General features: G+C 62.6%; 17 protein-coding genes. 16 read left to right on the top strand and 1 reads right to left on the bottom strand.

Annotated features, from left to right (window positions below; genetic code table 11):
* From prpE to N5B55_RS08795, 6 genes are all read left to right on the top strand, one after another.
* Positions 1-1,902, top strand: a complete 1,902-nt coding sequence (gene prpE / locus N5B55_RS08820; protein WP_304537928.1) for a propionate--CoA ligase — start codon at positions 1-3, stop codon at positions 1,900-1,902.
* Between the two features lie 346 nt (positions 1,903-2,248).
* The gene (gene carA, locus N5B55_RS08815; RefSeq protein ID WP_304537927.1) at positions 2,249-3,385 is read left to right on the top strand and encodes a glutamine-hydrolyzing carbamoyl-phosphate synthase small subunit; all 1,137 of its coding nucleotides are present in this window, start codon (positions 2,249-2,251) and stop codon (positions 3,383-3,385) included.
* 21 nt (positions 3,386-3,406) lie between these two features.
* Entirely contained in the window at positions 3,407-4,081 is a 675-nt protein-coding gene (gene leuE / locus N5B55_RS08810) for a leucine efflux protein LeuE (protein ID WP_206275251.1), read from the top strand.
* Positions 4,082-4,097: 16 nt separating this feature from the next.
* A complete protein-coding gene (gene carB / locus N5B55_RS08805; protein ID WP_304537926.1) occupies positions 4,098-7,343 on the top strand; it encodes a carbamoyl-phosphate synthase large subunit in 3,246 nt (1,081 codons plus the stop codon).
* 195 nt (positions 7,344-7,538) lie between these two features.
* The gene (gene greA, locus N5B55_RS08800; RefSeq protein ID WP_009240897.1) at positions 7,539-8,015 is read left to right on the top strand and encodes a transcription elongation factor GreA; all 477 of its coding nucleotides are present in this window, start codon (positions 7,539-7,541) and stop codon (positions 8,013-8,015) included.
* A gap of 20 nt (positions 8,016-8,035) precedes the next feature.
* Positions 8,036-8,503, top strand: a complete 468-nt coding sequence (locus N5B55_RS08795; protein ID WP_304537925.1) for a DUF4149 domain-containing protein — start codon at positions 8,036-8,038, stop codon at positions 8,501-8,503.
* Positions 8,504-8,564: 61 nt separating this feature from the next.
* On the opposite strand, the gene N5B55_RS08790 is transcribed toward N5B55_RS08795, so the two are convergent.
* Entirely contained in the window at positions 8,565-9,065 is a 501-nt protein-coding gene (locus N5B55_RS08790; protein WP_304537924.1) for a YhbY family RNA-binding protein, read from the bottom strand.
* 108 nt (positions 9,066-9,173) lie between these two features.
* Here N5B55_RS08790 and N5B55_RS08785 point away from each other — a divergent pair, with 108 nt between their 5' ends.
* The 10 genes from N5B55_RS08785 (at position 9,174) to phoB (ending at position 19,842) form a co-directional block, all read left to right on the top strand.
* Positions 9,174-9,839, top strand: coding sequence for an RlmE family RNA methyltransferase (locus tag N5B55_RS08785; protein WP_009240895.1), 666 nt, complete (start codon positions 9,174-9,176; stop codon positions 9,837-9,839).
* A gap of 130 nt (positions 9,840-9,969) precedes the next feature.
* The gene (gene ftsH / locus N5B55_RS08780; protein ID WP_065856525.1) at positions 9,970-11,856 is read left to right on the top strand and encodes an ATP-dependent zinc metalloprotease FtsH; all 1,887 of its coding nucleotides are present in this window, start codon (positions 9,970-9,972) and stop codon (positions 11,854-11,856) included.
* Between the two features lie 133 nt (positions 11,857-11,989).
* Positions 11,990-12,865 carry a dihydropteroate synthase gene (folP, locus tag N5B55_RS08775; protein ID WP_139111015.1) on the top strand — a complete coding sequence of 292 codons (876 nt, stop codon included), beginning with the start codon at positions 11,990-11,992 and terminating at the stop codon, positions 12,863-12,865.
* A 107-nt stretch (positions 12,866-12,972) separates the two neighbouring features.
* Positions 12,973-14,316 (top strand): phosphoglucosamine mutase, encoded by a 1,344-nt coding sequence (gene glmM, locus N5B55_RS08770; protein ID WP_304537923.1) that lies wholly within the window; start codon positions 12,973-12,975, stop codon positions 14,314-14,316.
* Between the two features lie 191 nt (positions 14,317-14,507).
* Positions 14,508-15,542, top strand: a complete 1,035-nt coding sequence (pstS, locus tag N5B55_RS08765; protein WP_065856520.1) for a phosphate ABC transporter substrate-binding protein PstS — start codon at positions 14,508-14,510, stop codon at positions 15,540-15,542.
* A gap of 123 nt (positions 15,543-15,665) precedes the next feature.
* The gene (pstC, locus tag N5B55_RS08760; protein ID WP_065856518.1) at positions 15,666-16,640 is read left to right on the top strand and encodes a phosphate ABC transporter permease PstC; all 975 of its coding nucleotides are present in this window, start codon (positions 15,666-15,668) and stop codon (positions 16,638-16,640) included.
* Positions 16,641-16,678: 38 nt separating this feature from the next.
* On the top strand, positions 16,679-17,563 hold the full coding sequence (pstA, locus tag N5B55_RS08755) for a phosphate ABC transporter permease PstA (RefSeq protein ID WP_065856516.1): 885 nt from the start codon (positions 16,679-16,681) through the stop codon (positions 17,561-17,563).
* Positions 17,560-18,351 (top strand): phosphate ABC transporter ATP-binding protein PstB, encoded by a 792-nt coding sequence (gene pstB, locus N5B55_RS08750; protein ID WP_004634243.1) that lies wholly within the window; start codon positions 17,560-17,562, stop codon positions 18,349-18,351. Before pstA ends, pstB begins: the two co-directional genes overlap by 4 nt.
* 40 nt (positions 18,352-18,391) lie before the next feature.
* Entirely contained in the window at positions 18,392-19,105 is a 714-nt protein-coding gene (gene phoU / locus N5B55_RS08745) for a phosphate signaling complex protein PhoU (protein WP_154206972.1), read from the top strand.
* Positions 19,106-19,128: 23 nt separating this feature from the next.
* Entirely contained in the window at positions 19,129-19,842 is a 714-nt protein-coding gene (gene phoB / locus N5B55_RS08740) for a phosphate regulon transcriptional regulator PhoB (protein ID WP_004634238.1), read from the top strand.
* Positions 19,843-19,897 lie beyond the last annotated feature (55 nt).

Below are 19,897 nucleotides of genomic sequence, written 5' to 3'. Positions count from 1 at the left end.
ATGCCCATGTCCGCAGCGTATCGCGCGTTGTATCAGCGTTCCATCGACGACCCCGCAGGCTTCTGGGGCGAGCAGGCCCAGCGTATCGAGTGGCAAACACCGTATTCCGCGGTCCTCGACGATTCGCGCTTGCCATTCGCAAAGTGGTTCGTGGGCGGACGTACCAACCTGTGCCACAACGCCGTCGACCGGCATCTCGCCACGCGCGGTGAGCAAGGGGCGCTGGTGTACGTCTCCACCGAAACCGGCCTGGAGACCAAGTACACGTACCGGGAGCTTCACCGCGAGGTCAACCGCATGGCGGCGAGCCTGCAGGCGCTGGGTGTCAAGCGCGGCGACCGCGTGCTGATTTACCTGCCGATGATCCCCGAAGCCGCGTTTGCCATGCTGGCCTGTGCACGCATCGGCGCGATCCACTCGGTAGTGTTCGGTGGTTTTGCGTCCAACAGTCTAGCCACGCGCATTGATGACGCCACGCCGCGCGTGATCGTCAGTGCGGACGCAGGCTCGCGCGCGGGCAAGGTGGTCGAGTACAAGCCATTGCTCGATGCCGCGATTGACCTTGCGGCGCACAAGCCCGAGCGCGTGCTGCTCGTCAATCGCAAACTCGCGCCCATGCAGCACAACGCGCGCGATGTCGATTACGCAACGCTCGCCGCGCAGCACGCGAACGCCGAGGTGCCGTGCGAATGGATGGAATCGAGCGAGCCCTCGTACATCCTCTACACCTCCGGCACCACCGGCAAACCAAAAGGCGTGCAGCGCGATACCGGCGGCTATGCGGTCGCGCTGGCGGCGTCGATCCCACTCATTTTCGGCGCGGAGCCTGGCGACACGATGTTCACCGCTTCGGACGTGGGCTGGGTCGTGGGCCACAGCTACATCGTCTATGCGCCGCTGCTCGCGGGCCTGACGACGGTCATGTACGAAGGCACGCCAATTCGCCCGGACGGGGCGGTCTGGTGGCGCATCGTCGAGCAATACCGCGTGAACGTGATGTTTACCGCGCCGACCGCCATTCGCGTGCTCAAGAAACAGGATCCTGCACTGCTGCAGCGGCATGACCTGTCGACTCTGCGCCGCCTGTTCCTGGCCGGCGAGCCGCTGGACGAGCCTACCGCAAGCTGGATCGGTGAGGCGCTGCACAAGCCCATCGTTGACAACTACTGGCAGACCGAGACCGGCTGGCCGATGCTTGCCATTCCGCAAGGCGTTGAGCCTTCCGAGCAAAAGCTCGGCTCGCCGGGCTTCCCTGTCTACGGGTACAAGCTCGACATCCTGGATGAGGCCACCGGGCAACCTTGTGCCCCTGGAGAGAAAGGCCTGCTCGCGGTGTCCGCGCCGCTGCCGCCGGGCTGCATGACCACCGTCTGGGGCGACGATGCCCGCTTTCTGAGCACCTACTGGTCTGCGTTCCCGGGGCGGCACATCTATTCGAGCTTCGACTGGGGCGTGCGCGACGAGGAGGGCTACGTGACGATCCTCGGCCGCACCGATGACGTCATCAACGTGGCGGGCCACCGTCTGGGCACCCGCGAGATCGAAGAAAGCCTGTCGTCGCATCCCGCAATCGCCGAGGTGGCTGTGGTGGGCGTGGCCGATCAACTGAAAGGGCAGGTGGCGATGGGGTTTGCCATCGTGCGTGACGCTTCACGCATTGCCGAGTCCGCGGGGCGCCTGGCTCTCGAAGGGGAGTTGATGCGCACGGTGGAGGCGCAACTCGGCGCCGTGGCGCGGCCGTCGCGGGTCTTTTTTGTAGGAGCGCTGCCCAAGACGCGCTCCGGCAAACTGCTGCGCCGCGCGATGCAAGCGGTGGCGGAGGGGCGCGACCCCGGAGACCTGACCACCATCGAAGATCCCACTGCGCTGGCCCAGGTCCAGGCTGCTCTACGAGGCGAGTAAAGGGAGGCAGAGAAGTGACGTTCTCGCCTGCTCCGGGCGGCGCTTGCCGGCTTCGTGAGGCGCGCCAATTCGGCGGCCGCACGCCGTTAAGTCCTTCCATTCATTGAGTTTTTTGCGGCGCCGGGGTATACTCGTCGGGTTTGAGTTCAGAAACCCATCACCCTAGCGCCAACCGCTTCCTACCTCCCGCCTACCGCCCCGTCTGCCTCGCTTCTCGGTGATTTCTGGTGAGTTCTGTCCCAGCTCCGACCCGACGCGCAGACGGTCCGGATTCCGCGCAGCCGGAATACCGTTTTGGCGCCAAGGTGATCAGGTCGGCACAGGGTGAATCCAGCAGGAGCTACCCGTGTTGCCGTCTTTCCCGCCCGCCATTCTCGCGCTTGCAGACGGCACGGTCTTTCGTGGCTATTCCATCGGTGCGGCCGGTCATACGATCGGCGAAGTGGTGTTCAACACCGCTATCACCGGCTATCAGGAAATCCTTACCGATCCGAGCTACTCGCGCCAGATCGTCACGCTCACGTACCCGCATATCGGGAACGTTGGCGTGAACCGTGAGGATGTCGAAGCCACGAAGGTCCATGCCGCCGGTCTCATCATCAAGGATCTCCCGATCCTGGCGTCGAACTTCCGCAAGGAGCACACGCTCTCGCATTACCTCAAGGGCGAAAAGGTTGTCGCCATTGCCGGGATCGATACCCGCAAGCTGACCCGAATCCTGCGTGAGAAGGGCGCCCAGAACGGTTGCATTCTCGCGGGCGAAGACAACGTGCAGAAGGCCATCGACCTCGCGCGTTCGTTCCCGGGCCTGTCGGGCATGGATCTGGCGAAAGTCGTGTCCGTGACGCAGCCGTACGAATGGACCCAGACCGAATGGGCGCTGGGCCACGGCTACGGCATGCAGGATGCCCCGAAGTATCACGTGGTCGCGTACGACTTCGGCGTCAAGTTCAACATCCTGCGCATGCTGGCCGAGCGTGGCTGCCGCGTGACTGTGGTGCCGGCACAAACCAGCGCAGCCGACGTCCTGGCGCATAACCCGGATGGCGTCTTCCTTTCCAATGGCCCCGGCGATCCGGAGCCGTGCGACTACGCTATCGCAGCCGCCAAGGAGTTCCTGGAGCGTCGCCTGCCGACGTTCGGCATCTGCCTGGGTCACCAGATCATGGGCCTGGCCGTCGGCGCCAAGACCCTCAAGATGAAGACTGGCCACCACGGCGCGAATCACCCGGTCAAGGATCTGCAGGACGGCCGCGTCGTCATCACCTCGCAGAACCACGGTTTCGCAGTGGATCCGGAATCGCTGCCGGCCAACGCGCGCGTGACGCACGTCTCGCTGTTCGACGGCACGCTGCAGGGCTTCGAGCTGACCGATCGCCCGGCGTTCTGCTTCCAGGGCCACCCGGAAGCGTCGCCCGGTCCGCACGACATCGCGTATCTGTTTGACCGCTTTACGGCGGCGATGGACGCAGCCAAGCAGTAAAGCAAACGAGATCGCATCGCCATGAACGCCTTCATGCTTGCCCACTTCGGCATCACCGAATTCTGGACCTTCCTGCTCGGCACGATCTTCATCGTGCTGCTGCCGGGGCCGAACTCGATGTATGTGCTGTCGGTGGCGGCTCGCCGCGGTGTGCGCGCGGGCTACCAGGGCGCGTGCGGCGTGTTCTTGGGCGATGCCATCCTGATGGTGTTGTCGGCAGCGGGCGTCGCTTCGCTGTTGAAGGCGAGTCCGGCGCTGTTCTACGTCGTGAAGTACATCGGTGCGGCCTACCTGGCGTGGATCGGCCTGCAGATGCTGCGTGGCGCGGTGCGCAATTGGCGCGTGCGCAAGGCCGGCGAGTCCGTTGCAGAAGACGCGGCGCCGGCCGATGAGTCGCACCCGTTCAAGAAGGCGCTGATCATCAGCCTGCTGAACCCGAAGGCGATCCTGTTCTTCATCTCCTTCTTCATCCAGTTCGTCGATCCGCACTACGCGCTGCCGGTCGTGTCGTTCGTCGTCCTGGGGCTGGTCTGCCAGATCTGCAGCTTCCTGTACCTGACCACCATCATCTTCGTGGGCGCGCGGCTGGCCGCGGCGTTCCGCGCGCGACGACGACTGTCTGCCGGTATGAGCAGCGGCGTCGGCGCCATGTTTATCGGCTTTTCCGCCAAGCTGGCGACGGCCACACTGAATTAATCGAATCGAGCGGGTTATGCCAAAACGTACAGATATCAAAACCATCCTGATCATCGGCGCGGGTCCGATCATCATCGGCCAGGCGTGTGAATTCGATTACTCCGGCGCGCAGGCTTGCAAGGCGCTCCGTGAAGAAGGCTTCAAGGTGGTCCTGGTCAACAGCAACCCGGCCACGATCATGACCGACCCCAACACGGCCGACGTGACCTACATCGAGCCGATCACCTGGGAAGTCGTCGAGCGCATCATCGCCAAGGAGCGCCCCGACGCGATCCTGCCGACGATGGGCGGCCAGACCGCGCTCAACTGTGCGCTGGACCTGCATCGCCACGGCGTGCTGAAGAAGTACAACGTTGAGCTGATCGGCGCATCGCCCGAGGCCATCGACAAGGCGGAAGACCGCCAGAAGTTCAAGGACGCGATGACCAAGATCGGTCTTGGTTCGGCCAAGTCCGGCATCGCACATTCGATGGACGAAGCCGTGGCCGTGCAGTCGCAGATCGCCAAGGAAACCGGCACGAGCGGCTACCCGATCGTGATCCGTCCGTCGTTCACGCTGGGCGGCACGGGCGGCGGCATCGCCTACAACCGTGAAGAATTCGAAGAGATCTGCAAGCGCGGTCTCGACCTCTCGCCGACCAACGAGCTGCTGATCGAAGAGTCGCTGCTCGGCTGGAAGGAATACGAGATGGAAGTCGTGCGCGACAGGGCCGACAACTGCATCATCGTCTGCTCGATCGAAAACCTGGATCCGATGGGCATCCACACCGGTGACTCCATCACTGTGGCGCCGGCACAGACGCTGACCGATAAGGAATACCAGATCCTGCGTAACGCCTCGCTGGCCGTGCTGCGCGAGATCGGCGTGGATACCGGCGGTTCGAACGTGCAGTTCTCGATCAATCCGAAGGATGGCCGGATGATCGTGATCGAGATGAACCCGCGTGTGTCGCGGTCGTCGGCACTGGCCTCGAAGGCCACCGGTTTCCCGATCGCCAAGGTTGCTGCCAAGCTGGCTGTCGGTTACACGCTGGACGAGCTGAAGAACGAGATCACCGGTGGCGCGACGCCGGCGTCGTTCGAGCCGTCGATCGACTACGTGGTCACCAAGGTGCCGCGCTTCGCGTTCGAGAAATTCCCGCAGGCCGACAGCCACCTGACCACGCAGATGAAGTCGGTCGGCGAGGTGATGGCCATGGGCCGGACCTTCCAGGAATCGTTCCAGAAGGCACTGCGCGGCCTGGAAGTCGGCGTGGACGGCCTGGACGAAAAGTCCACCGACCGCGACGAGATCATTGAAGAGATCGGCGAAGCCGGTCCCGATCGGATCTGGTATCTGGGCGACGCATTCCGCCTCGGCCTGTCGATCGACGAGGTTTATGCCGAGACGTCCGTTGATCCGTGGTTCCTGGCGCAGATCGAAGACATCGTCAAGACGGAAGCATTGGTGAAGTCCCGCACCCTGGAAAGCCTGTCGGCTGCCGAGCTGCGTCTGCTCAAGCAGAAGGGTTTCTCCGACCGCCGCCTTGCCAAGCTGACCAAGACGACAGCCAAGGCCGTGCGCGAAAAGCGTATCGCCGAGAACGTGCGTCCGGTCTACAAGCGCGTCGACACCTGCGCCGCTGAATTCGCGACCAACACGGCCTACCTGTACTCGACGTACGAAGCCGAGCATGGCGAGTGCGAAGCCGAGCCGACGGGCAACAAGAAGATCATGGTCCTGGGCGGTGGCCCGAACCGGATCGGCCAAGGTATCGAATTCGACTACTGCTGCGTGCACGCCGCGCTGGCACTGCGCGATGACGGGTACGAGACCATCATGGTCAACTGCAACCCGGAGACCGTCTCGACCGACTACGACACGTCTGACCGCCTGTACTTCGAGCCGGTGACGCTGGAAGACGTGCTGGAAATCGTCGACAAGGAAAAACCGGTTGGCGTGATCGTGCAATACGGCGGCCAGACGCCGCTGAAGCTCGCGCTGGATCTAGAAGCCAACGGGGTGCCCATCATCGGTACGTCGCCGGACATGATCGACGCCGCCGAAGACCGTGAGCGTTTCCAGAAGCTGCTGCACGAGCTGGGCCTGCGCCAGCCGCCCAACCGCACCGCGCGTGCTGAAGATGAAGCGCTCAAGCTGGCCGAAGAAATCGGCTACCCGCTGGTGGTGCGTCCGTCGTATGTGCTGGGCGGCCGCGCGATGGAGATCGTGCATGAGCCGCGCGACCTCGAGCGCTATATGCGCGAGGCTGTGAAGGTGTCGAACGACAGCCCCGTGCTGCTCGACCGCTTCCTGAACGACGCCATCGAATGCGACGTGGATTGCTTGTCCGACGGCACGCGCGTGTTCATCGGCGGCGTGATGGAGCACATCGAGCAGGCTGGCGTGCACTCGGGCGACTCGGCTTGCTCGCTGCCGCCGTATTCGCTGTCGCAGGCGACCGTCGACGAACTCAAGCGCCAGACCGCCGCGATGGCCAAGGCGCTGAACGTGATCGGTCTGATGAACGTGCAGTTCGCCATTCAGCAGAAGGGCGGCGAAGACATCGTCTACGTCCTGGAAGTGAACCCGCGTGCTTCGCGTACGGTGCCGTACGTTTCGAAGGCGACCGGCGTGCCGTTGGCCAAGGTTGCCGCTCGCTGCATGGCGGGTCAGTCGCTGGAGTCGCAAGGCGTCGAGACAGAAGTCGTGCCGGCGTACTACAGCGTCAAGGAAGCAGTGTTCCCGTTCAACAAGTTCCCGGGCGTCGATCCGGTGCTCGGACCGGAAATGCGCTCGACTGGCGAAGTCATGGGCGTCGGCAAGACGTTTGGCGAAGCGCTCTTCAAGAGCCAGCTCGCCGCCGGTTCGCGCCTGCCCGAGAAGGGCACCGTGCTGATGACCGTCAAGGACAGCGACAAGCCGCAAGCCGTGGAAGTCGCCCGCGCGCTGCATACGTTGGGCTACCCGATCGTGGCGACCCGCGGCACGGCTTCTGCCATTGAAGCCGCCGGCATTCCGGTGCGCGTAGTCAACAAGGTGAAGGACGGCCGTCCGCACATTGTCGACATGATCAAGAACAGCGAGATCGCGCTCGTCTTCACGACTGTCGATGAGACGCGTGCCGCAATCGCTGACTCGCGCTCGATCCGGCAGGCAGCGTTGGCGCAGCGCGTCACGTACTACACGACCATCGCCGGTGCGCGCGCCGCGGTGGAAGGTCTGAAGCACATGCAGCACCTGGATGTGTATGACCTGCAGGGCCTGCACGCCACCCTGTAAGCCCATCGCCAGGGCCCGCGGCGCGGCAAAGCGTCGCGGTGAGCCGGCCGGAGAGGAGCAGTTGCCGCCTCCGGACGGTTCGCCTAAACTAGAGCGTCCGTGTCAAAACAACGACAGCCGCCGTCAGGCGGGTGTGCGCTACGCGCCCTCCCGCTTCGCAGCGGCTGATTTTTTTGTGATTCCGAATTACTTACGATGAGCACCATTCCGATTACCAAGCGCGGTGCCGAGATGCTGAAAGAAGAGCTTCACCGTCTGAAGACCAAGGAGCGTCCGGCCGTCGTCAATGCCATCGCCGAGGCACGTGCCCAGGGCGATCTGTCCGAAAACGCCGACTACGATGCTGCCAAGGAGCGCCAAGGCTTCATCGAAGGCCGCATCCAGGAAATCGAGAGCAAGCTGTCCGCTGCGCAGATCATCGATCCGGCTTCGCTGGATGCCGACGGCCGCGTGGTTTTTGGCGCCACCATCGATCTGGAAGATCTCGATTCGGGCAAGCCCGTCACGTATCAGATCGTCGGCGATGATGAGGCTGATCTGGAAACGGGCAAGATTTCGATCAGCTCGCCGATCGCTCGTGCGTTGATCGGCAAGTTCGAAGGCGATGTCGCTACCGTGGTTGCCCCGGGCGGCGAACGCGAGTACGAAGTGCTGGCCGTCAAGTACCTCTAACCTGATTCGGGACAACCACCATGCCGCAGCGCTTCTTCCAGTTGCTTGCCACGGTATGGTGTGGTTCGCTCTGGACCATCGGTTACATCGTCGCGCCGACGCTGTTCGCAATGCTGGGAGATCGCCAGTTGGCCGGCTCCATTGCCGGCCGGTTGTTTCATGCAGAAGCGTGGATCGGCCTGGCGACTGGGTGTTTGCTGCTGGTGGCTGCCACGGCGCTGGTACGCCGCGGTGAGGCCGGATACCGGCGGCTGCGCTGGCTCGTGCTGGCGATGCTGCTGTGTGTGCTGGTGGGCTATTTCGGCTTGCAGCCGTTCATGGCCTCGCTGCGCGAACAGGCCGATGCGCTTGGCGTGGCGGTGGGGGATTCGCCTTATCGCGCACAGTTCGGCTTGTTGCACGGCATATCGAGCGTGTTTTATCTGGTGCAGAGCCTCCTGGGGTTGGCCCTGATCTGGAAGGCGGCCGGCGTTCGGCAAACCGCCTGAGGCCTCAAAAAAAAGACCGGCTGGAAAGCCGGTCGTTTTCTGTGCGGGCTCCCGAGCAGGTTCAGGACAGCGCTTTCTTCTTCTGGCTGGTTTGACGCGGTTTGGCACGCTTGACGTTACCGCCGGCCGTGACTCGTTCGTTACCCAGCACGCTGAGGCGGACCGGTTTAGGGCGACGCGCGCTGTTCGGGTTCGGCTTGCGCACGGTGACCGAGCGCGGACCGGCACCAACTGTCGTCTTGCGAGGCAGCTTGAGGTCTCGCGGCTGGTTTTCCTTCAAGTACGCCGGACCCTCGCGCCAAATCACCAGCAGCTTGCCGATGTGCTGTACCGGGGCAGCCTGCAGGCGGGCGCAGATGGTGTCATAGAGTTCGATGCGGGCTTCGCGATCATCACCGAAGACGCGAATCTTGATCAGCCCGTGGGCCGCCAGCGAGCGGTCGATTTCGGCCAGAACGGCCTTCGTCAGACCCTCCGCACCGATGATGACGACCGGGTTCAACGCGTGCGCTTCTGAGCGCAGTTCCGATCGTTGGGCAGGGGTGAGGATAAGGGCGGGCATAAATGGGGGCGAGATCGCGCAAAGAGACAAACGGCGCGTATTATCCGCCAAAACCAGTCCTGGCCGCCATGTTTGGCGCTACATCCGGGCGAAATTGCAACCAATTCGATGGCAAAGAACAAGTTCAACCAGTCGTGGCTGCACGACCACATCAATGATCCGTACGTGAAGCTGGCGCAGCGCGAAGGCTATCGCGCGCGTGCGGCCTACAAGCTGAAAGAGATCGACGAACAGGACAAGCTCATCAAGCCGGGTCAGGTCATCGTCGACCTTGGCGCCGCGCCGGGAAGCTGGAGCCAGTACGTGCGCAACAAGCTGGCCGCCTCGCCCCGCGCCAAAGACGGCCGGATCGACGGGGCGATCGTCGCCATCGACATCCTGCCGATGGAAGCCATCGCCGATGTCACCTTCATCCAGGGTGACTTCCGCGAGGACGACGTTTTCCGTCAACTCGAAGAAATCGTTCTGGAAGCCACAGGCGGGGGAAAAGTGGACCTTGTTTTGTCCGATATGGCCCCCAATCTCTCTGGCGTGGCGTCGGCAGACGCCGCGCGCATGGAGCACATCGCCGAGCTGGCTGTGGAATTTGCCATGGCGCACCTGAAACCTGAGGGCGCGCTGCTGATCAAATGTTTCCATGGCAGCGGCTATAGTCAGATCGTCGAGATGTTCAAGCGTCATTTCAAGATCGTGGCGCCGCGCAAGCCTAAAGCCTCCCGCGACAAATCGTCCGAAACATTCCTGTTGGGCCGCCAGCTCAAGCATTCCGGCTGACGGACGATACTCAGGAAGGGGCCCGCGCTGGCACGGCGGTCTTTCGGTCTTGCGGGCAATCAACCCGCGGCGGTGTCCGTGCATTACAATGCCAAGCATCCCGTCAAGGCATTTCTAAAGGAGTCTCGCCTTGAATAACAACTGGTTTCAGAAGGCGGCCATCTGGCTGGTGATTGCCTTGGTGCTGTTCACCGTCTTCAAGCAGTTCGACAAGCCCCGCGCCCAAGAAGGTGTGACGTACTCGCAATTCATGGACGATGCAAAGGCCGGCAAGGTCAAGCGCGTCGAGGTCCAGGGCCGTACGTTGTTGGTCACGCCGAACGAGGGCAACAAGTATTCGATCATCTCGCCGGGCGACATCTGGATGGTCGGCGACCTGATGAAGTACGGCGTGCAGGTGACCGGCAAGGCGGAAGAGGAGCAAGGTGTGCTCCTTACCGCGCTTTACTACCTCGGCCCGACGCTGCTGATCATCGTGTTCTGGTTCTACATGATGCGGCAGATGCAGGGCGGCGGGAAAGGCGGTGCCTTCTCGTTCGGCAAGTCCAGGGCACGGTTGATCGATGAGAACAACAACAGCGTCACGTTTGCCGACGTGGCGGGCTGCGATGAATCGAAGGAAGAAGTCGTCGAACTGGTCGACTTCCTGAAAGATCCGCAGAAATTCCAGAAGCTGGGCGGGCGTATCCCACGCGGCGTACTGCTTGTGGGCCCTCCGGGTACGGGTAAGACGCTGCTGGCGCGCGCCATTGCCGGTGAGGCCAAGGTGCCTTTCTTCAGCATCTCCGGTTCGGACTTCGTTGAAATGTTCGTCGGTGTGGGCGCGGCCCGCGTGCGCGACATGTTCGAAAACGCCAAGAAGCAGGCGCCCTGCATCGTCTTTATCGATGAAATCGATGCCGTTGGCCGTCATCGTGGCGCCGGGATGGGTGGCGGCAACGATGAGCGCGAGCAGACCCTGAACCAGATGCTGGTCGAGATGGACGGCTTTGAGGCCAACTCGGGCGTCATCGTGATCGCCGCAACGAACCGTGCAGACGTGCTCGACAAGGCGCTGCTGCGTCCGGGCCGCTTTGATCGTCAGGTTTACGTCGGGCTGCCCGATATCCGTGGCCGCGAGCAGATTCTCAAGGTCCACATGCGCAAGGTGCCGATCGGCAACGACGTCGATGCATCGGTGCTGGCGCGTGGCACGCCGGGCTTCTCGGGCGCCGATCTCGCCAACCTGGTCAACGAAGCTGCGCTGTTTGCTGCACGCCGCAACAAGCGCGTAGTGGACATGCAGGACTTCGAAGACGCGAAGGACAAGATCTACATGGGTCCGGAGCGCAAGTCGGCCGTGATCCGCGAAGAGGAGCGCCGCGCTACGGCGTACCACGAGTCGGGCCATGCGGTGGTGGCCAAGCTGCTGCCGAAGGCTGATCCGGTGCACAAGGTCACGATCATGCCGCGCGGCTGGGCTGGCGGTCTGACCTGGCAGCTGCCGGAGCACGACAAGCACTACGCCTACAAGGACACGATGCTCGAAGAGGTCGCCATCCTGTTTGGTGGCCGCGCCGCGGAAGAGGTGTTCCTGGGTGCGATGAGTACCGGCGCTTCCAACGATTTCGAGCGTGCTACGAAGATGGCCCGCGACATGGTGACGCGCTATGGCATGAGCGATGCACTCGGCACCATGGTTTATGTCGATACGGAGCAGGACGGCTTCTTCGGTCGCATGGCATCGAAGACCGTGTCCGAGGCCACTCAGCAGAAGGTGGATTCGGAGATTCGCCGTATTGTCGACGAGCAGTACGCCTTGGCGAAGGGCTTGCTCGAAGCGAATCGGGACAAGGTCGAAGCCATGACTGCGGCGCTGCTCGAGTGGGAAACCATCGACGCAGACCAAGTCAATGACATTATGGAAGGCAAGCCGCCGCGCCCGCCGCGCTACGGCTCGACCGGTGGCGGAAGCACCCCGCCGGGCGGCGGTACGCCGGCTGGCGTGACCCCGGGCAACGTGCCCGCCACGGCGTAATGACGTCCCATTAGTTTGTCGCCTCCGGGGCGACGCGGAAGAGCCGGTGCAAGTGCACCGGCTTTTTTGTTGGCGCTTTCTGGCGGGCTTAGCGTAGCATTCCGGTCCTGCGCAGCATTTCCGTCCATCTATCTTGTCTGCCTCCACTCCGACCACCACACACTTCCAATGTGGCCGTTTCCGTTACGCGCGGGATCGGCGCCCGCTGGTCATGGGCATTCTGAACGTTACGCCCGACTCGTTTTCCGATGGCGGGCAGCACGCGACGCGTGATGCAGCCTTGCGCCACGCTGAGCAATTGATCGCCGAAGGCGTCGACATGATCGACATCGGCGGCGAATCGAGTCGGCCGGGCGCCGAGCCGCTCGGCCTGCAAGCCGAGTTGGATCGTGTGATGCCCATCGTCGAGGCATTGGGCGATTGCGGCAAACCGCTGTCGATCGATACCTACAAGCCCGAAGTGATGCGCGCCACGCTGGACGCAGGCGCCGACCTGATCAACGATATCTGGGGCTTTCGCCGGCCTGGCGCGATTGAAGCTGTGACCAAGGGCAACGCGGGCCTGTGTGTCATGCACATGCAGCGCGATCCCGAAACGATGCAGGAAGCGCCCAGTTATGCCGATCTGATGGGCGAGGTGGCGGCTTTCCTCCGCGCGCAGACGGAGGCGCTGGTGGCTGCCGGCGTTGCGGCCGAGCGTATCTCATTGGATCCGGGATTTGGCTTTGGCAAGACGCCGGATCACAATCTCACCATGCTCAATCGCCTGGCGGAGTTCGGGCGGATCGGTTTGCCGCTGTTGGCCGGCTTGTCGCGCAAATCTACACTGGGTGCCGTGCTTGGTGGCAAACCGCCTGCCGAACGCCTCACCGTCAGTGTGGCGGCAGCGCTGCTGGCGGTGGAGCGGGGTGCGTTCATCGTGCGCGTGCACGACGTGCGGCCGACCGTGGAAGCGATTCAACTTTGGTGGGCCATGCGTCATGAGCGCGTAAATCCGCCACTGGCCTGACAGCCGTCCCGGCCTCACGCGGCCGGGGGTCAAGCGAATAGAGGATTGCCCGGCGATGGCCGGCGCCTTACAAACAAACAAAGAAACATTCTCCAGGAGAGACTCCCATGTCCAGGAAGTATTTCGGCACCGACGGCATCCGTGGGCGTGTCGGTGAAAGCCCGATCACGCCGGATTTCGTGTTGCGTCTGGGTTATGCCGCCGGCCGCGTGCTGGCCCACGGGGGCGAAGCGCATGGCCACGGCCGTCCCACTGTGCTGATCGGCAAGGACACGCGCCTGTCGGGTTACATGCTGGAAGCCGCGCTGGAAGCAGGCTTTACCGCAGCCGGTGTCGATGTGCTGATGAGCGGACCGCTGCCCACGCCGGGCGTGGCGTATCTGACGCGCGCTTTGCGGCTGTCGGCCGGTGTGGTGATTTCTGCGTCACACAACCCGTACTACGACAACGGCATCAAGTTCTTCTCGGCCACCGGCGACAAACTCCCGGATGAGACGGAACTGCAGATCGAAGCCGAACTGGAAAAGCCGATGGCGTACGCCGCGTCCGATGCGCTGGGCCGCGCCCGCCGGATCGAGGATGCTGCGGGGCGCTACATCGAGTTCTGCAAGAGCACGTTCCCAAGCGATCTGAACCTGTTCGGCATGAAGGTCGTGCTGGACAGCGCGCATGGCGCGGCTTATCACATCGCCCCTCACGTCTTCCATGAACTGGGCGCGGATGTGGTGTCGATCGGTAACCAGCCGAATGGCCGCAACATCAACGACGGCTATGGCGCGACGGCGCCGGGCAAGCTGGTGGAGGCCACGCGCGAGCATGGCGCCGATATTGGCCTGGCCTTCGACGGCGATGCCGACCGCCTGCAAGTGGTGGATCGCAATGGCCGCCTCTACAACGGCGACGAGCTGCTCTATGTGATGGTGCAGGCGCGCCGCGCTGCCGGCCAGGCAGTGCCCGGCGCCGTTGGTACGCTCATGACGAATCTTGCCGTGGAACTGGCGCTCAAGGCGCAGGGCGTGGAGTTCGTCCGTGCCAAGGTGGGCGACCGCTATGTGCTGGAAGAGCTGAAGAAGAATGGTTGGCTGCTGGGCGGGGAGGGCTCGGGCCACTTGCTTTGCCTGGACAAGCACAGCACGGGCGACGGCATCATCTCGGCGCTGCAGGTGCTTGCGGCATTGCGCCGTAGCGGCCAGACGCTCGACCAGATGCTGGACGGCGTGCGCCTATTCCCCCAAAAACTCATCAATGTGCGGGTCGAAAAGGGCTTCGACTGGAAGTCGCACGCGGGTTTGCAGGCAGCGTTGAAGACCAGCGAGGCCGAGCTCGATGGCAAGGGGCGCGTGCTGATTCGTCCTTCGGGGACGGAGCCCGTCGTTCGCGTGATGGTGGAAGCGCAGGATGCCGACATGGCCAATCAACATGCGGAGCGTCTTGCCGCCACGTTGCAGTAAATTGCTGCCAGATCAAGCAAAAACAAAGAAAAGCGGCCTTCGGGCCGCTTTTTTTATGCGCACAAGTCGACTTTCGTGCCTTGCAGGTCAGTTATGAGAAGTTTTCGTGTTGTCACAGAACTGTCATTTGGGCGGCCTAAAGTTCGGGTGTCAAAAATCTGTCATCGCTCAACCGCTCCTCTGGAGAACTCATGAAACTGGTCAAAACCGCACTCGCTGGCGTGGCTGCACTGGCTTTTGCTGGTGCCGCATTTGCTGTCGACATCACCGGCGCTGGCGCAACGTTCCCGGCACCCGTCTACAACAAGTGGGCGGCCGACTACAACAAGGCGACCAACACCAAGGTGAACTACCAAGGTATCGGTTCGTCGGGTGGCATCAAGCAGATCACTGCCAAGACCGTGGACTTCGGCGCATCGGACATGCCGTTGAAGGACGAAGAGCTGGCCAAGGATGGTCTGATCCAGTTCCCGACGGTGATCGGCGGCGTGGTGCCTGTGATCAACCTGCCGGGCGTGAAGCCGGGCGAACTGACGCTGAACGGCCAATTGCTGGGCGACATCTACCTGGGCAAGATCAAGAAGTGGAATGATCCGGCCATCGCCAAGCTGAACCCGAAGGCCAAGCTGCCGGACCAGGACATCCTGGTGGTGCGCCGTGCCGACGGTTCGGGCACCTCGTTCATCTTCACGAACTATCTGTCGAAGGTGAACGCCGAGTGGAAGAGCAAGGTCGGTGAAGGCACGACCGTGAACTGGCCGACCGGTACGGGCGGCAAGGGCAACGAAGGCGTGGCCGCGTTCGTGCAGCGTCTGGGTGGTGCAGTCGGCTACGTTGAGTACGCCTACGCCAAGCAGAACAAGATGACGTACGTGAATCTGCAGAACAAGGCCGGCGCCACCGTGCAACCGACCGCTGAAGCCTTCAAGGCCGCAGCCGCCGGCGCCGAGTGGAGCAAGTCGTACTACCAGATCCTGACGGACGAGCCGGGCAAGGACGCATGGCCGATCGCCGGCGCAACGTTCATCCTGTTGCACAAGACGCAAGCCAAGCCGGAGCAGGGCGCTGAAGTCATGAAGTTCTTCGACTGGGCGTACAAGGGCGGCGACGACGCTGCCAAGAGCCTGGACTACGTGCCGCTGCCGGACGCTGTCAAGAACCAGATCCGCGCAACCTGGAAGTCGAGCGTGAAGGATGCATCGGGCAAGGTTGTCTACAACCAATGATCGTTGCCTGCTGCATAACGGCTCATAAGTAGGTGCAGCACAACGTGCGGGGGGGGGCGGTAAGAGCCGACCCCCCCCCCGCATCATTCCAAAAGCTTCTTTCACGGCTGACCGGTTTCCCTCATGGCCACGCTCTCTGATTCCTCCGGCGCTTCCCGTATGCGCGCACCCAGCCGCCTTGGCGATCTGGTGTTTGGCGGTCTGACCCGCCTTGCCGCAATCGTTACGCTGTTGCTCCTGGGCGGCATCATCATCTCGCTCATCATCAGTTCCTGGCCCACGATCCAGAAATTCGGCCTGTCGTTCCTGTGGAATTCGGAGTGGGATCCGCCCTCCGATATTTATGGCGCGCTGGTGCCCGTCTACGGCACCCTGGTCACATCGTTGATCGCGCTCATCATTGCCGTGCCCGTGAGCTTCGGCATTGCCCTGTTTTTGACTGAGCTGTCGCCGGCCTGGCTGCGCCGACCGCTCGGTACCGCCATCGAGTTGCTCGCCGCAGTGCCGTCCATCGTCTACGGCATGTGGGGCCTGCTCGTGTTTGCGCCGATCTTCGGCGAGTACTTCCAAAAGCCGCTGGCCGCGACCGTCGGCAAGGTTCCTGTCATCGGGGCGCTGTTCCAGGGCGCGCCGATCGGCATCGGCTTGCTGTGCGCGGGCGTGATCCTGGCGATCATGATCATCCCGTACATCTCGGCGGTGATGCGCGACGTGTTCGAAATCACGCCGACGCTGCTCAAGGAGTCGGCTTACGGTGTCGGCTGCACGACGTGGGAAGTCATGTGGAACGTGGTGCTGCCGTACACCAAGGCTGGTGTGATCGGTGGTGTGATGCTGGGCTTGGGCCGTGCGCTGGGCGAGACCATGGCGGTCACGTTCGTGATCGGCAACACCAACCTGCTGTCCGATGCGTCGTTGTTCTCGCCGGGCAACAGCATCACTTCGGCGCTGGCCAATGAATTTGCGGAAGCGGGCCAGGGCCTGCACACCGCGGCGCTCATGGAGCTGGGCTTGATCCTGTTCGTCATCACGTTCATCGTGCTGGCGGCGTCCAAGCTGCTGCTTCTGCGCCTGCAGAAGGGCGAGGGTCAAAAGTGAACCAACGCGATCTGCCTGACGCTATGAGACCCAACACCATGCGCACGTCTTCCATTCCTGCCGTTCGCGCCGACTCTGACAAGATCAAGGCGCGCCTGCAGGCGCGCCGCCGCAACATCAACGGGATTGCGCTGGCACTGTCGCTCGCTGCCATGGCTTTCGGCCTGGTGTGGCTGACCTGGATCCTGTGGACCACGCTTTCGCTGGGCGTGGGTGGCCTGTCGATGTCGCTCTTCACGGAGATGACGCCGGCACCCAATACGCCGGGAGGCGGCCTTGCCAACGCCATCGCGGGTTCATTCCTGCTGGTGGGTATGGCCACGCTGATCGGCACGCCGCTGGGCATCCTGGCCGGTATCTATCTGGCCGAGTATGGCAAGACTTCGCCGCTGGCAAGCGCCACGCGGTTCATCAATGACATCCTGCTGTCGGCACCTTCGATCGTGATCGGCCTGTTCGTGTATGCCGTCGTGGTCGCGCGCGTGCAGCACTTCTCGGGCATTGCCGGTGTGATCGCTCTGGCGTTGCTGCAGATTCCGATTGTGGTGCGTACGACCGAGAACATGCTCAATCTGGTGCCCAACGCAATGCGTGAGGCCGCCATGGCGCTTGGCACGCCCAAGTGGAAGATGATCCTGTCGATTACGTTGAAGGCGTCGTATGCCGGCGTGATTACCGGTGTGCTGCTGGCTGTGGCCCGCATTGCCGGCGAAACGGCGCCGCTGCTCTTCACCGCGCTGAACAACCAGTTCTGGAGCCTGGATCTGAATCAGCCGGTGGCCACGCTGCCGACCGTGATCTTCAAGTTTGCGATGAGCCCATTCCCCGAGTGGCAGCAATTGGCCTGGGCCGGGGTGTTCCTGATTACGCTGGGTGTGCTGGGGTTGAACATCCTCGCGCGTGCCTTGTTCACCAAGAAATGACCATGACCGCTACGTCCCTCGAAGTGCGCACCCAAAGCCCGAAGATCGATGTTCGCGACCTGAACTTCTACTACGGCAAGTTCCACGCGCTGAAGAACATCTCGCTGCAGATTCCCGAAAAGCAGGTGACTGCGTTTATCGGCCCGTCGGGCTGCGGCAAGTCGACGCTGCTGCGTACGTTCAACAAGATGTACGCCCTGTATCCGGAGCAGCGTGCCGAAGGCCAGATCAACATGGACGGCGAAAACCTGCTGACCTCGCGCATGGACATTGCGCTGCTGCGTGCCAAGGTCGGCATGGTGTTCCAGAAGCCGACGCCGTTCCCGATGTCGATCTACGACAACATCGCGTTCGGTGTGAAACTGTTCGAGCGCCTGTCGCGCTCCGAGATGGACGACCGCGTGGAATGGGCACTGACCAAGGCCGCGCTGTGGAACGAAGTGAAGGACAAGCTCAACCAGTCGGGCTACGGCCTGTCGGGCGGTCAGCAGCAGCGTCTGTGTATCGCGCGCGGCATTGCCATCCGCCCGGAAGTGCTGCTGCTGGATGAGCCGTGCTCCGCGCTCGACCCGATTTCCACCGGCAAGATCGAAGAACTGATCGCCGAACTGAAGGACGACTACACGGTCGTCATCGTCACGCATAACATGCAGCAAGCGGCGCGTTGCTCCGACTACACGGCGTACATGTACCTGGGCGAACTGATCGAGTTCGGCGATACCGAAAAGATCTTCATCAAGCCGCAGCGCAAGGAAACGGAAGACTACATCACCGGCCGCTTCGGCTGACCTGCAACAACGCTGAAGCTGAAGCGACAAGGAGAAACCGATGTCTGAAAAGCATCTGTCATCGCAGTTTGACACCGACCTGACCTCCATCAGCACCAAGGTGCTGCAGATGGGCGGCCTGGTGGAAGCGCAGATCGCACGCGCCATGCGTGCGCTGGCCAACTTCGACCCCGCCATGTGCGATCAGGTCCTGGCCGTGGAACTGGAGATCAATGCGCTGGAGATCGAGATCGACGGCGACTGCAACAACATCATTGCGCGCCGCCAGCCGACCGCCCGCGACCTGCGCTTGGTGATGGCGATTTCCAAGACCATCACGAACCTCGAGCGTGCCGGCGATGAAGCAGAGAAGATCGCCAAGCGCACCAAGCGCATCATGCAGGATCCGTCGGCACATGCGCTGAACTACGCCGGTGTGGAGCGCTCGGGCGAGATGGCCGCAACCATCCTGCGCCACGCGCTGGACGCCTTCGCGCGCCTGGACACCGCTGCCGCCGTGTCGATCCTGCAGGAAGACAAGGCCATCGATGAAGAATTCCGTGGCTTCATGCGCGAACTCATCACGTACATGATGGAGAACCCGCGCACGATTTCGGTGGCGCTGGATTTGCTGTTCATTGCCAAGGCCATTGAGCGTATCGGCGATCATGCCAAGAACATCGCCGAATTTATTATCTACATCGTCAAGGGCACCGACGTCCGGCACGCTTCACGCGAGACGCTGGAACGCGAGATCCTGGGCGAGGGCGAATAAAAGGCGGGACTGGAGACGTGAGCATGCCGAGCAGTATTCTCGTCGTAGAAGACGAACCGGCGATCGCCGAGCTGATCGCCGTCAACCTGCAGCACGCAGGGCACTACCCGATCCGCGCGTACAACGCCGAGCAGGCGCTGTCGCTGATGAGCGACGTATTGCCCGACCTCGTTCTGCTCGATTGGATGCTGCCGGGCAAATCGGGGGTGATGTTCGCCAAGGAGCTGCGCGCCAATGAGCGCACGCGCCAGATCCCGATCATCATGCTGACGGCCCGAAGCGAAGAGCAGGACAAGATCATGGGCCTGGACAGCGGTGCGGACGACTACGTCACCAAGCCGTTCTCGCCGAAGGAATTGCTGGCCCGGATCAAGGCCGTGCTGCGCCGCCGCGCGCCCCAGCTGACCGACGACGTGGTGGCGATTAACGGCCTGAAGCTCGACCCGGCCACGCACCGCGTGACGGCCACGAACGTCGAGGCCGAAAACCCGATCAAGCTGGACCTTGGCCCGACGGAGTTCCGCCTGCTGCATTTCCTGATGACGCATCCGGAGCGCGTGCACAGCCGCTCGCAGTTGCTCGATCAGGTGTGGGGCGACCACGTGTTCGTGGAAGAGCGTACGGTGGACGTCCACATCAAACGCCTGCGTGCAGCGCTCGCTCCTGGCGGCTACAGCAACATGATCGAAACCGTGCGCGGCAGCGGGTATCGCCTGGCGCGCAATCCGGGGCAATAACGCATCTGTCAGACGAACGCGCGAGAGAGGTTTTTTTCAATCGCGCGTTCACACG

Origin of the sequence: Ralstonia pickettii, assembly GCF_030582395.1 — a bacterium.
GTDB classification, from domain to species: domain Bacteria; phylum Pseudomonadota; class Gammaproteobacteria; order Burkholderiales; family Burkholderiaceae; genus Ralstonia; species Ralstonia pickettii_D.
The sequence above is the reverse complement of the archived record's forward strand: the minus strand, read 5'-3'. Positions and strand labels throughout refer to the sequence as shown.